At 64.4% G+C, this 12,857-nt stretch carries 11 protein-coding genes; 3 read left to right on the top strand and 8 right to left on the bottom strand.

Annotation, left to right across the window (positions count from 1 at the left end; all coding sequences use genetic code 11):
• Positions 1 to 149: 149 nt before the first annotated feature.
• The 3 genes from FJW10_RS10585 (at position 150) to FJW10_RS10595 (ending at position 3,548) form a co-directional block, all read left to right on the top strand.
• Entirely contained in the window at positions 150 to 1,172 is a 1,023-nt protein-coding gene (locus tag FJW10_RS10585) for a substrate-binding domain-containing protein (RefSeq protein WP_140831991.1), read from the top strand.
• Positions 1,173 to 1,487: 315 nt separating this feature from the next.
• Positions 1,488 to 1,976, top strand: a complete 489-nt coding sequence (locus FJW10_RS10590) for a DUF417 family protein (RefSeq protein ID WP_140831993.1) — start codon at positions 1,488 to 1,490, stop codon at positions 1,974 to 1,976.
• Between the two features lie 225 nt (positions 1,977 to 2,201).
• Positions 2,202 to 3,548 (top strand): FAD-binding oxidoreductase, encoded by a 1,347-nt coding sequence (locus FJW10_RS10595; RefSeq protein WP_140900061.1) that lies wholly within the window; start codon positions 2,202 to 2,204, stop codon positions 3,546 to 3,548.
• A gap of 47 nt (positions 3,549 to 3,595) precedes the next feature.
• On the opposite strand, the gene FJW10_RS10600 is transcribed toward FJW10_RS10595, so the two are convergent.
• The 8 genes from FJW10_RS10600 to FJW10_RS10635 form a co-directional block, all read right to left on the bottom strand.
• A complete protein-coding gene (locus tag FJW10_RS10600) occupies positions 3,596 to 5,053 on the bottom strand; it encodes a S8 family serine peptidase (protein ID WP_140900062.1) in 1,458 nt (485 codons plus the stop codon).
• Entirely contained in the window at positions 5,043 to 5,711 is a 669-nt protein-coding gene (locus FJW10_RS10605; RefSeq protein WP_140900063.1) for an anti-sigma factor, read from the bottom strand. The genes FJW10_RS10600 and FJW10_RS10605 overlap by 11 nt, the downstream gene beginning before the upstream one ends.
• Positions 5,708 to 6,274: a sigma-70 family RNA polymerase sigma factor gene (locus FJW10_RS10610; RefSeq protein WP_140702217.1), complete on the bottom strand. Its 567-nt coding sequence runs from the start codon at positions 6,272 to 6,274 to the stop codon at positions 5,708 to 5,710. The genes FJW10_RS10605 and FJW10_RS10610 overlap by 4 nt, the downstream gene beginning before the upstream one ends.
• Before the next feature lie 395 nt (positions 6,275 to 6,669).
• Entirely contained in the window at positions 6,670 to 7,509 is an 840-nt protein-coding gene (locus FJW10_RS10615; RefSeq protein WP_140900064.1) for an alkaline phosphatase family protein, read from the bottom strand.
• Positions 7,510 to 7,589: 80 nt separating this feature from the next.
• Positions 7,590 to 9,179 (bottom strand): ABC transporter substrate-binding protein, encoded by a 1,590-nt coding sequence (locus FJW10_RS10620; RefSeq protein WP_140900065.1) that lies wholly within the window; start codon positions 9,177 to 9,179, stop codon positions 7,590 to 7,592.
• Positions 9,180 to 9,294: 115 nt separating this feature from the next.
• Positions 9,295 to 10,950, bottom strand: a complete 1,656-nt coding sequence (locus FJW10_RS10625) for an ABC transporter ATP-binding protein (protein WP_140900066.1) — start codon at positions 10,948 to 10,950, stop codon at positions 9,295 to 9,297.
• The gene (locus FJW10_RS10630) at positions 10,950 to 11,771 is read right to left on the bottom strand and encodes an ABC transporter permease (RefSeq protein WP_140832006.1); all 822 of its coding nucleotides are present in this window, start codon (positions 11,769 to 11,771) and stop codon (positions 10,950 to 10,952) included. Before FJW10_RS10630 ends, FJW10_RS10625 begins: the two co-directional genes overlap by 1 nt.
• 55 nt (positions 11,772 to 11,826) lie before the next feature.
• A complete protein-coding gene (locus tag FJW10_RS10635) occupies positions 11,827 to 12,786 on the bottom strand; it encodes an ABC transporter permease (RefSeq protein ID WP_140832007.1) in 960 nt (319 codons plus the stop codon).
• Positions 12,787 to 12,857 lie beyond the last annotated feature (71 nt).

Consider the following 12,857-nt stretch of genomic DNA (forward strand, 5'->3'; position numbering starts at 1 on the left):
GTGCACTGCAGCATAGTTTTTAGCACCGCAGCAGCAATTTTTGCTTCAAACGGCGCCTGGGGCCCTCTAAGGTCGTCATCCTTGGCGATCTCGCCAACAATCATCGGATCGATTCAAATTTGAAAGCGCTTTGAGGCTGGAGGCCTCCGATGAACCTCAAGCAACTCTCGCATATGCTGTCACTCTCGCAGACCACGGTGAGCCGGGCGCTGAACGGCTATCCCGAGGTGAACGAGGAAACCCGTCGCCGGGTGATGGACGCGGCCAAGCGCCATGGCTACCGGCCGAACCCCAGCGCGCGCCGGCTCGCCACCGGCAAGTCGGGGATGATCGGCTATGTGCTGCCGACGGGCGCCGCCGTCGACATCGATCCGCACTTCGTCGAATTCCTCTCCGGCCTTGGCGACTATGCCCGCGCGCACGAGCTCGACCTCGTGCTTTCGCCTGCCGATGCCGACGACGAGGAAACGACCTACCGGCGCATCGTCGCCAACCGCCAGGTCGACGCCGTCTACCTGTCCTCGCCGCGGCCGGCCGACAAGCGGCTGGCTCTGGTCAACACGCTGGGCATCCCTTTCCTCGTCCATGGCCGCAGCGAAGGCTTCGACTTCGACTATCCCTATCTCGACATCGACAATGAGGGCGCCTTCCACGAAGCGTCGAGACTGCTGATCCAGCTAGGCCACAAGCGCCTGGCGCTGATCAACGGCAACGACCGCGAGACCTTCGCCATCCACCGCGAGCGCGGCGTGCGCCGGGCGCTTGCCGCAAGCGGTCTGACGCTCGGCGGGCGCCACATCCGTTCGGTGGCGATGACCGAGGAGAACGGCTATCGCGCCGCCCGCCGCCTGCTCGAGGAAGATGAGCCGCCGTCGGCGATCGTCTGCTCCAGTCTGATCATGGCGCTCGGCGTCGTGCGCGCCGTGCGAGACCTTGGCCTTACCATTCCAGGCGACCTGTCGCTGGTTGCCCACGACGACGTCTTCCCCTGGCTGCGGCCGGAGAATTTCCCGGTGCCGCTGTCGACGACACGCTCCTCGATCCGCCTTGCCGGCGCGCGTGTCGCCGAGCGCCTGGCGGCGCGCATATCGGGGCTGGAGGAGGGCGCGCGGGGAGAGGTCTGGCCGGTCGATCTCGTGGTCAGGGGATCGGTGGCAGGGGCGCCGGTATAGGGAGCAAATTCAAGCGCTCGAAATGACGCAGTGAGCCGACGTCTTCCCCCGAAGCGCGAGCGGCAGTTTTGCGGGACATTTCGGTCGTTGTTGAGCAAGATCACCCTGCATCCCAGTCAACTCTCAAACAAGCACGCGCCGGCCCGGCCTATGATGCCGACCAGGGCGGCCCCTGTTTCTTCCAGTTTGGGGTGTAACGAAATCCCCCTGCCGACGAAGTAAGCTGGACGGCCCCTCAGGAGCCCGCAGCTTGCCAAACCCACTGCCGGCTGCAGCTCCCTAGTATGGCATATCGCTTCCGGCAAAGGACACAGCATGCATAGAGAGTTCAATATCGCTGAGACCGGCTTCGGCTCTTATTGGCCGCTCGCCATCCTCAGATGGGTAATGGTGCTGATTTTCGTGTCGTTCGGCATCCAGAAGTTCACACCGCAGTCAGCACAAGGGATCGCTCTATTTATCTCAAACAGTCCGTTCGTTTCCTGGCTCCAGATTTTTGGAATCAGAGGCGAGGCCTATCTTCTGGGCTGCATCGAGTTGGCGACGGCTGCTCTTTTGGCCTTGGGGGCTTTTGTGCCCATCCTATCTGCACTGGGCTCTTTGATCGGGGTCGGTACGTTTCTTATTACCTGGTCATTTTTCTTTACGACCCCTGGTGTTGTCGTATGGAGCATCTCCACCGATCCCATTGCCTGGAATCTAGCTGGAGAGTTTCTCTATAAAGACATAGTGCTTCTCTGCGTTTGCCTGGTTTTATTTCTTAATTCCCTCCCGACGGCTTTGGTCCGCCTTCGAGAAAAATAACGATGGATGGCGTACTCGTTGGAGGCTAGCTCGCGTCTAGAGTTGAGCATTCTGCGACATTTGCCGGACAAGCCACTTGGGCGCCGGCTAGGTCACGATCCAACGGCTTCCTCGACCGGCTGCCTTTGCCGTCGTGGGACAACGATCCGCATTCGGCTGCTCCTGCTCTTGGACGGTGACAACCGATAAGCCAGAGCCGTCAACCAGTCCTGCAGAGTGCGCCATTTGCCCACATTCCCGTTCACCGAAGCGGATCCGATCCAATACCCCGGGCCGCCGCCGAAGACCTCGCAGGTGGTGATCGTCGGTGGCGGCATTATCGGCGTGACGACGGCCCTATTCCTCGCCTCCCGAAACATTCCGGTGACGCTGCTGGAAAAGGGCCGCGTAGCCGCCGAGCAGTCCTCGAGAAATTGGGGCTGGATCAGAAAGCAGGGACGGGACGCGGATGAACTGCCGATCGTCATCGAGGCTATCCGCCTGTGGCGGCAGTTGGCTGAGGAAAGCGGCGAGGACATCGGGCTGAAGCAGACCGGCGTGACCTATCTGGCGAACGCCGACAAGGACATGGCTGGCTTCGAAGCGTTCATGAAGATCGCCGCGATCCATGAGCTCGACACGCGCCTCCTGGATGCGGACGAAACCGCGAAGCTCATCACCGGCATGTCGCGCAGGTTCAAGGGCGCTATGACGACGCTCTCCGATATGCGTGCGGAGCCTTGGCTGGCCGTGCCGGCGCTGGCCCGGCTTGCGGTGCGCAAAGGCGCCAGGATCGTCGAGAGCTGCGCGGCGCGAGGTCTCGACATCGCGGCCGGCAGGATCAAGGGCGTATGGACCGAGGCGGGATTTATCGAGACCTCCACCGTGCTGGTCGCGGGCGGCGCCTGGTCGTCCCTGTTCCTGGCGAGACATGGCGTATCCATTCCCCAGCTCAGCGTTCGGGTGACCGTGGCCGCAACGGAGCCCTTGCCCGAAATCTATGCAGGCGCGGCCGCCGACGATCACATCGCCTTCAGGCGCAGGCAGGATGGCGGATACACGCTCGCCGCGGGCGGCAGCCACTTGCTTTACCTGGGGCCCGACGCATTCCGGCACTTCACCCAATATATTCCCGCCCTCAGGGACAATCCGTTCGGAACGCGCTATTTCCCCTTCGCTCCGTCGGGCTACCCCGATGGCTGGTCGACGCCGCGCAATTGGGCGCCGGATTCAGAGAGTCCTTTCGAGAGAATGCGGGTGCTCAACCCAGCCGCTGAGCCGGCAAAGCTTCGTTCGATCGAGCGCAATTTCAAGCAGCTTTTCCCCCGGTTCGAGACGGTTCGCCTGAAGGCCGGCTGGGGCGGAATGATCGACGCCTTGCCCGACGTCGTCCCCGTAGTCGACCAGGTGCGCACAATCGGCGGTCTTTTCGTCGCGACGGGAATGTGCGGCCATGGCTTCGGCATCGGACCTGGCATAGGCCGCGTCGTCTCCGACATGATCCAGGGAAACGAAACCGGGCACGATCTCAGCCGCTTCCGGCTGTCGCGTTTCTATGATGGAAGCCCTGTCCGGCTGGGTCCGGCGCTTTGAATCGGTCGCGCGCAGTCGGCAAACGGTCCGTCGACTGCCCGGATTCGCTACTTCGCCGCCTCAGCCGCTTTCGTATCGATCAGCCCATAGCCGAAGTCATTGTCCCGCCCCTTGGGGCCGAGATCCTTGGCCGTTGCCGCCAGCGCCTTCTCGATCTCGTCGGCCGAGCGGTGGGGCGCGGCGTGGATCAGGTTGGCGATGGCGCCGGACACGATCGCCGCGGCGAAGGACGTGCCGGTCACCACGTCGGAGCCGGCGCCGCTCGGCGCCACCATCTCGACGCCAGGTGCCGAGATGAACACATAGGCACCGCGATTGGCCTGCGGCATCAGCCCGTCCTTGGCGTCGGTGGCGGTGACGGCGATGACGCCGTCGAAGGCGGCCGGATAGCCATAGGGCGCCTTCGGCCCGTTGTTGCCGGCGGCCGCCACCAGCACGATGCCCGCCGCGCGCGCATTGCGGCAGGCGGTGCCGAGCAGGTCGTTCTTCGGCCCGACGAAGCTCATATTGATGATGCGTGCGTCCTGTTCGGCGGCCCAGTCCAGCGCCGACAGGATGACATCCATGGTCGACTTGCCGCCTTCGAAGGCGCGCGCGTGATAGATTTTCGCGCCCGGCGCCATGCCTTCCAGCGGGCCGACGCCGGCGATAAGCCCATCGACCGAGGTGCCGTGGTCGCGCTTTTCGATCGGCACGTTGGGCATGGCGTCGAACTGCGCGGCAATGACGCCGGCCAGCGCCGGATTGGTGTCGTCGATGCCGGTGTCGATGACGGCGACGCGCACATTCTCGCCGCTCGCCTGTTTTGAATCGAGCGCGATGCGGTCGAAGGCGTAATTCACGACGCCGGCCGCCTGCTGCAGCGTGTAGATGTGGTTCGGTTCGCGGCGCTGCGTGCGCCCGTCCGCGGCAAGCTGCGCCAGCACCACGCCGACGGGCCGCCCGTCGGTGATGCCGAAGCGCACCAGCGTGGTGCCGAGCAGCCGCGATTGGCGCTGCGAGCGCACCTGCAGGCCGAAGGAATTGGCGATCTGCTGCACCACCCCGGCATCGCCGTCCACGGTCACCAGCACCTCGTCGGGCACGAATTCGCCGGCAATCGCGCGCGGCGGCTCGGCGAGGTTGAGACCGTGCGGCACAGTGACGGGTCCGTTCGGCGTCGGCGCTGGCGGCGGCGTGTTACCGGAATCGTTCGACGATGATGTTCCATTGGACGGTGCGGGCGTTTGTGGGGCCGCGCCGGCGGGTGTGTTCGGGAACAAGTCGACGATCAGCGCCGGCAGGAACACCGCGCTGCCTGTGGCGCCGCCAGCTCCCGGTTTCTCGCTATTATTCGCGGGGCCGCCGTTCTTGTCGCAGCCGGCGCCCGCCGCTGTCGTGCGGTTCAGGCAGTCGAGCTGGGTCTGCGAAAGATTGGGATCGTTGGTCTGAGCAAACGCAGGCGCGGCGGCAAAGGCCGCCGCCGCGAGGAGTGCCGCATGCAGCATGACCGCCTTAGCCGCCATCGACCGGTTTCCTTCCCTGGATCACGGTATCGGCGAAAGGCTGGACCGCAATAAGGCCGACGAGCTTGTCGTAATCGGCCGCACTGCTCGCCGGAATGGTCAGGTGAAAGACGCCGTCGGCGGTCGGGCCGCCGGCGATCTTCAACCCGTTCTGGCCGAGGAAGGCGGCGATATCGGCCATCTTGGCATCCGGCTTGAACTTGACCAGCGCGAAAGGCAGCTTGGCGAGATCGTCCTGAGCGCCGGCCACTTCGAAGTCGTTGCCCTTGCCGCCCGGCTGCTCGAACGACTGCACGATGACCAGCGCAAGCAGCGCCGCGGCCGCGGCCCAGGCGATGCCGGCAGGCATTGCCGTCACCCGGCCGAAAACCTTGGCGAGCCACGATTGGCCGGCCGGCGCGCGCGCCGGGCCGGCCTCGGCGTCGAGCGCCTTGGCGAACCGGCTGAGCGCGTCGGCGGGCGGCCGGATCGCCTCGTTGGCGGCGGCGGCACCGGAGAACTCGGCCTCCGCTTCGCCAAGCGCATTCATCGCCGCCGGATCGGTGGCCAGCCATTCCTCCACGGCCTCCAGCTCGGCGCCTTCCAGCGAGCCGTTCAGGTAGAACGGCAGCAGCGTTTCCATCTCGTCGCGGCGCGACATCTTTTCTGCGGCGCTCATGGCCAACCCCTGTCGTAACCGGCGGCCTTGAGGGCTTCGCCGAGTTTCTTGCGGGCGTAGAACATCCTGGTCTTGACGGTGGCGACCGGGATGTCGAGCACCTCGCCGATCTCGGTCACCGACTGGCCATGGTAATAGGCAAGATCGATCACCGTGCGGTGTTCTTCCGGCAAGGCATCGATGAAGCGGCGCAAGGCGGCGGCTTTGTCTTCCTTCATGGTCACGACTTCCGGCGTATCGGCGCCGTCGGGAACCTGCGCCGCGTCGTCGTCGTCGATCCAGTCTTCCTTCTTCTTGCGCAGCATGGACAGCCCCTTGAAGCGGGCGATGCCAAGCAGCCACGTGGAAACTTCAGAGCGCCCCTCGAAGCCGGGCGCCTGTTTCCACAGCTCCAGAAAGACCTCGTTCGCGATATCGTCGGCCATCATTTCCGATCCCGTCTGGCGCGCCACGAAGCGGTAGATCCGCGCGTGGTGACGCATGAACAGGAGCCGGACGGCGGCCCGGTCGCCCTTCGCGACCCGGTCCACAAGCGCGCGATCGGTTTCGGTCGCCGCATTCATGGCCGGTCGAGCCGCCTGGCTCCTCGTGGCTCTGTCGCTGATCGGTCCAAAAAGGTTCATCCTCCGCCAAGGAATTTTCGGAGGCTAACCGAAGAGAGGGGAGGTTGCCAGAGGGGCGCTTCTCCTACTCCTTCCCGGCGATAGGCCGAGACGCCTATTGCTTCGTCATCCTAGGGCGAAGCAAGGAGCGAAGCGACGCGGCGCAGACCCTAGGATCCATTCCGTGACGTCAAGGCATTGATCCCGTTGCAGAACTTTCTCAGTTGCATCCCTCGCGCGAGGTCACGGAATGGATCCTCGGGTCTGCGCGTCCGCTTCGCTCCCGCTCCGCCCGTGGATGACGAAGTTGCTTGGCCTTCGCCAATCTCCAACGTTGCAACGGGAGAAAGGGGGAACTAAACCAAGAACACCTTCGCCTTCATCGTCTCGGGTATTGCCACGCCGAGCCGGCTCAGCACCGTCGGCGCGAGCTGCAGCTGGTCGAGAAGCGTGTCGGCTTGCGGCCCCCTGGCCGGGCCGAAATAATAGAGCGCGAAATCCTGCATCTCGTCGTCATGGCCGCCGTGATGGCCGCGGTCCGTCTGGCCGTGGTCGGCCGTCACGATCACTTCATAGCCGGCTGCGCGCCATTGCGGCAGGAAGGCTGCCAGCATCGCGTCCATCGCGTAGCAGGCATGGTCCATCTCGTGACAGTCATGGCCGAAGCGATGGCCCATCGAGTCCAGCGTGCAGGTGTGGAGGATGCCGTAATCGATGCCGTGGCGCTTCGCCAGCATGGTCAGCGTCGCGAACAGGTCGACGTCGCTCGGCGTCATCTGGTTCTTGAGATTGTAGCCGGTCATGGTGTGGAAGCGGCCATGCGTGATCGGCCCGCTTGGCTCGTCGAACTCCATGTCCTCGACCAGGTCGAACGGGTACGAGCGGAAGAATTCCGACCAGTAGGAATGGGTCACGGCGCCGGTCCTGCCGCCGGCCTCGCTGACTTCCGAGAAGATATCCGGCTGCGTGACGCGAAAGCGGTTCTCGTTGGAAAGGATACCGTGCACCTGCGGCGTGACACCGGTGTGGATCGAGGCGTAGCAGCAGGCCGAGGTCGACGGCAGCACCGAGCGCATCTTCCACACTTGCGCCTCGCCGGACTGCGCCCAGCCCTCGAGGTTGCCCATCAGCCGGCGCCAGTTCCGGTAGGGCACGCCGTCGAGGATGATGAGCAGCAGTTTGGATTTGAGCGCCACGAACGTTCCTGTGATTGTTCTTCGAAACGAAAGCGCCGCGTGTCGCGCGGACACGCGGCGCTTCTTTGGATAGCCCGATATCAGGCGTTCAGCCAGCACTCGCAGAGCGCGTAGCCGTCCATCATCTCGCCATTCGGGTTCTTCACCCAGCCGCTGACCTTCTTGGTGTTGGCGGCGTCGACGAACTGGTTGAAGAACGGCACGATCAGGCCGCCTTCGTCGCGCATCAGCGTTGCCATGTCGCGGTAGATCGCCTTGCGCTTGGCCTGGTCCAACTCGGCACGCGCCGTGTAGAGCATCTTGTCGAATTCGGGCCGCTTGAAGCGCGTGTCGTTCCAGTCGGCCGTCGACAGATAGCCGGTGGAATACATCTGGCCCTGCGTCGGCCGGCCGCCCCAGTAGGAGAGCGAGAAGGGCTGCTTGTTCCACACTTCCGACCAGTAGCCGTCGCCGGGCTCGCGCTTGATCTCGATCTTGATGCCGGCCTTGGCGCAGCTCTGCTGGTAGAGCTGGGCCGCATCGACCGCCCCGGGGAAGGCGACGTCGGAGGTGCGCAGCAGGACCGAGCCGCTATGGCCCGACTTCTTGTAGGCCGCGGCCGCCTTTTCGGGATCGAACTTGCGCTGCTCGATGTCGGCGGAAAACAGCGGATAGGCTTCGTTGATCGGGAAGTCGTTGCCGACCGAGCCGTAGCCGCGCAGGATCTTGTCCAGCATCTCCTCGCGGTCCATCGCCAGCTTCAACGCCATCCTGAGGTCATTGTTGTCGAAGGGCGCGGTGTCGCAGAACATGTTGAACGGATAATAGCCGCGCCCGGCGACGTTCTCGATGGTGACGCCCGGCATGCGCTTCACCAGGTCGACCACCTTGGGTTCGACGCGGTTGATGAGGTGCACCTGACCGCCCTGCAGCGCCGCAAGCCGGGCTGTCGGGTCGTTGATGACGACGATCTCGATCTGGTCGGCATGGCCGGCCTTGTCGCCGCGCCAGTAATTGGCGAAGCGCTCGCCGCCATGCTTCACGCCGGGCTGGTTGACGGCGACCTTGTACGGGCCGGCGCTGATGCCGGCATTCGGGTTGTCCTTGCCGCCATTCGGCTGGATGACCAGATGGTAGTCGGCCATCAGATAGGGGAAGTCGGCATCGGCGTCGCCGAGCGTCACCACCACCTCTTTGCCGTCGGCCTTGATGGTCTTGATGTTCTTCAGAATGCCGAGCGCGCCGGATTTCGACTTCTCGTCGGCGTGGCGCTCGAGCGTCGCGACAACGTCTTCCGCCGTTACCGTCTTGCCGTTGTGGAACTCGATGCCGTCGCGGATCTTCATGGTCCAGGTCTTGGCGTCGGCCGAGGCGCCGATCTCCTCGGCGATCAGGTTCTCGACGCCGCCTTCCGGGGTCAGGCGGACGAGGAATTCGCCCCACTGCTTGCAGAAGCTGTAGGTCACCTGGCTGAGGTTCAGCGCCGGGTCGAGGCTGTTGGTCGATTCACCGCCCTGCAGGCCGGCCCTGATGATGCCGCCCTTCACCGGGCTCGCGGCGAAAGCCTTGCCGGCAAGCGTCGTGGCCAGCGCCGCCGAGACGCCCAGTGCCGCCGCGCGGCCGAGGAAATCGCGCCGCGAGATTCTGCCCTTGCCGGCGAGTGCGGCGAGATGGTCGAGTTCCGTCTGCATGTCCTGCCCCCTTTTTGAGATTGGTTTGCTGCGGGCTCTACCCGCCCGCGGCCGATCTTTCCCGCTGCGCATTGCAGCCGCATGACAGCTTCTGGTTCGGGCTGACTTTCGTGGGCTAATTTCCGGCGCTTTCCATGCGCCGCCCTTTGATCGCCTTCTCCAGCCAACCGATCTCCATCTCCGGCACGGAGGACAAGAGCAGGTCGGTATAGGCGTCGAAGGGCGGCGTCAGCACCTTGCTCTTGGAGCCGTAACGCACCACCTCGCCGCGATACATCACCGCGATCGAATCGGCTATCGACTTCACCGTCGCAAGGTCATGGGTGATGAACAGATAGGCGACGTTTTCGATTTGCTGCAGATTGAGAAGCAGCTTGAGAATGCCGTGGGCAACCAGCGGATCGAGCGCCGAGGTCACCTCGTCGCAGATGATCAGCTTCGGTTTGGCGGCGAGCGAGCGCGCGATGCAGACGCGCTGCTTCTGGCCGCCGGACAGCTCGGCCGGATAGCGGTCGACGAAACCCTTGCCCATCTCGATCTCGTCGAGCAGCTCGGCGACGCGCTTGTCGCGCTCGCGGCCTTTCATGCCGAAATAGAACTCCAGCGGCCGGCCGATGATGGTGCCAACCGTCTGGCGCGGGTTCATCGCCACGTCGGCCATCTGGTAGATCATCTGCAGCTGGCGCAGATCCTCCTTCGGCCGATCGGCCAGCCTGTTGGCGAGCGGCCTGCCGTCGAAGGTGACGGTGCCTTCCTCGGGCGGCAACAGCCCGGTGATGGCGCGCGCCAGCGTCGACTTACCGGAGCCGCTCTCGCCGACAACGGCCAGCGTCTGCCCGGGATAGATGTCGACCGAGACGTTCTTCAGGACTTTCACATGGCCGCCGCCATAGGCGGCGGTCACATTCTTCACCGACAGGAAAGGTGTTGCGCCTGGCTGCTGTTCCTTGTGCTCGATCTCATGCACCGAGACCAGCGCGTTGGTGTATTCCTGGCGCGGCTCCTTGATGATCTGCCGTGTGCCGCCCCATTCAACCAGCCGGCCGTGGCGCAGCACCATGATCTCGTCCGAGACCTGGGCGACGACGGCAAGGTCATGCGTGATGTAGAGGGCCGCGACATGCGTGTCGCGAATGGCGTCCTTGATCGCCGCCAGCACGTCGATCTGCGTCGTCACATCGAGCGCCGTGGTCGGCTCGTCGAAGACGATGAGGTCGGGCTCCGAGCACAGCGCCATCGCCGTCATCACGCGCTGCAGCTGACCGCCGGAGACCTGGTGCGGGTAGCGTTCGCCGATCGTTTCGGGATTGGGCAGGCTGAGCTTCTTGAACAGCGCTACGGCCCGCTTTTCGGCCTCGGCGCGGGTCGCGGTGCCGTGCAACATGGCGGCCTCGACCACCTGGTCGATCAGCTTGTGCGCTGGATTGAAGGCCGCGGCAGCCGATTGCGCGACATAGCACACCTCGCGTCCGCGCAGCGCCCGCACGCCCCTTGGGCCTGCTTTCAGGATGTCGCGGCCGTTGAGGATCACCTCGCCGCCGGTGATGCGCACGCCGCCGCGGCCATAAGCCATGGACGACAGGCCGATGGTCGATTTGCCGGCGCCGGATTCGCCGATCAGGCCGAGAACCTTGCCCTTCTCAAGCGTCAGCGAAACGTCATGGACGAGCGTGATGGTCTTCGGCGCTTCGCCCGGCGGGTAGACCATCGCCTCGATGCGCAGATTGCGGATATCGAGGAGCCTGCCTGAATTTGCCTTGGTGTCGGCCATCAGCCGCGTCCTCCCTTCAGGCTCGTCGTGCGGTTGAGCACCCAGTCGGCGACGAGGTTGACCGAGATCGCCAGCACCGCGATTGCCGCGGCGGGGATCAGCGCCGCCGGAATGCCGAAGACGATGCCGTCCTTGTTTTCCTTGACCATGCCGCCCCAGTCCGAATCCGGCGGCTGCACGCCAAGGCCGAGGAAGGACAGCGCCGACAGGAACAGCACGGCGAAGATGAAGCGCACGCCGAGCTCCGCCACCAGCGGCGACAGCGCATTGGGCAGGATCTCGCGGAAGATGATCCAGGCTTTGCCTTCGCCGCGCAGTTTGGCCGCCTCGACGAAATCCATGACGTTGATGTCGACGGCCACCGCGCGCGACAGCCGGTAGACGCGGGTCGAATCGAGGATGCCCATGACGAGGATCAGAGTCAGCGCGTTGGTCGGCAGCACGGACAGCACGACGAGGCCGAAGATCAGCGTCGGGATCGACATCAAAAGGTCGACGAAGCGCGACATCAGCGTGTCGAACCAGCCGCCGAACACCGCGGCAGAGAAGCCGAGGATCGAGCCCAGCGAGAAGGACAACGCCGTCGCCGCCACCGCGATCTCCATGGTGATGCGCGCGCCGTAGATCATGCGTGAGATGAGGTCGCGGCCGAGATTGTCGGTGCCCAGCCAATGCGCGGCCGACATCGGCTCCCACACGTCGCCGACAATCTCGCCATTGCCATGCGGTGCGATCCACGGCGCGAAGATGGCGCAGAACGCGAAGAAGCCGGTCAGGATGAGCCCCACCCAGGCGGTAATCGGGATTTGTCGCAACGCCATTCGCCTCAGTTCCCCCTCTCGTCCCGCATCCGGCCCGTCATTTCGCAGGCCCCCGTCATTTCGGATGCCTAAGCCGCGGATTGGCCACGATGGCGGCGATATCGGCGACGATGTTGAGCGTGATGTAGACCGCGGCGAAGATCAGGCCGACCGCCTGCACCACCGGCACGTCGCGCTTGGCGACATGGTCGACCAGATACTGTCCCATGCCCGGATAGACGAAGATCACCTCCACCACCACGACGCCGACGATAAGATAGGCGAGGTTGAGCATGACGACGTTGACGACCGGCGCTATCGCGTTCGGGAAAGCATGCTTGCGGATGATGTCGAAGGCCTTCAGCCCCTTCAATTCTGCAGTCTCGATATAGGCCGACTGCATGACGTTGAGGATCGCCGCGCGCGTCATGCGCATCATATGGGCGAGCACCACCAGCGTCAGCGCGGTCGCGGGCAGCACGACGGCCTGCAACCTTTCGAGGAAGGGAGTTGAGTCATCCACCGTCGAGATGCTGGGGAAGATCTGCCATTTCACGGCGAAGAAATAGATCAGCACATAGCCGATGAAGAATTCCGGGAAGGAGGTCGAGGCCAGCGCCAGCCCGGAGATCAGCTTGTCGACGAAGCCGTTGCGGTAGCGCACCGCGATCAGACCGAGGACGATCGCCAGCGGCACAGCGACGATCGCGGCGCAAGCGGCCAGGAACAGTGTGTTCTTCAGCCGGGTGCCGATCGAGGTCGCGATGTCCAGTCCGCTCGACTGCGCCGTGCCGAAGTCGCCATGCAGGATGCCCCAGAGCCAGTGCACGTAGCGCAGCCACGCCGGATCGTTCAGCCCGAGCTGTTCGCGCAGGTTCGCCAGCGCCTCCGGCGTCGCCGATTGGCCGAGGATCGCCTGGGCGACGTCGCCCGGCAGAATCTGCGTGCCGGCGAAGATAAGCACCGAAACGGCCAAAAGAAGAACCAGGCCCAGCAAGACGCGCTGAGCGACCAATCTTAGGATCGGAGACGACATCGGCTACCTGCAACGGTGAAGAAGGGACGACGCCCGCCTTTCGGGCGGGTCATGAAAACGGGGAAGGGCCG

The sequence above is a fragment of the Mesorhizobium sp. B4-1-1 genome, from assembly GCF_006439375.1.
Taxonomy (GTDB): domain Bacteria; phylum Pseudomonadota; class Alphaproteobacteria; order Rhizobiales; family Rhizobiaceae; genus Mesorhizobium.

Excerpts from the sequence above, each read along its gene's own strand:
- FJW10_RS10585 (WP_140831991.1), top strand. The coding sequence starts at position 150 with ATGAACCTCAAGCAACTCTCGCATATGCTGTCACTCTCGCAGACCACG.
- FJW10_RS10590 (WP_140831993.1), top strand. The coding sequence starts at position 1,488 with ATGCATAGAGAGTTCAATATCGCTGAGACCGGCTTCGGCTCTTATTGG.
- FJW10_RS10600 (WP_140900062.1), bottom strand. The coding sequence starts at position 5,053 with ATGGCGGCTAAGGCGGTCATGCTGCATGCGGCACTCCTCGCGGCGGCG.
- FJW10_RS10605 (WP_140900063.1), bottom strand. The coding sequence starts at position 5,711 with ATGAGCGCCGCAGAAAAGATGTCGCGCCGCGACGAGATGGAAACGCTG.
- FJW10_RS10610 (WP_140702217.1), bottom strand. The coding sequence starts at position 6,274 with ATGAATGCGGCGACCGAAACCGATCGCGCGCTTGTGGACCGGGTCGCG.
- FJW10_RS10620 (WP_140900065.1), bottom strand. The coding sequence starts at position 9,179 with ATGCAGACGGAACTCGACCATCTCGCCGCACTCGCCGGCAAGGGCAGA.
- FJW10_RS10625 (WP_140900066.1), bottom strand. The coding sequence starts at position 10,950 with ATGGCCGACACCAAGGCAAATTCAGGCAGGCTCCTCGATATCCGCAAT.
- FJW10_RS10630 (WP_140832006.1), bottom strand. The coding sequence starts at position 11,771 with ATGGCGTTGCGACAAATCCCGATTACCGCCTGGGTGGGGCTCATCCTG.
- FJW10_RS10635 (WP_140832007.1), bottom strand. The coding sequence starts at position 12,786 with ATGTCGTCTCCGATCCTAAGATTGGTCGCTCAGCGCGTCTTGCTGGGC.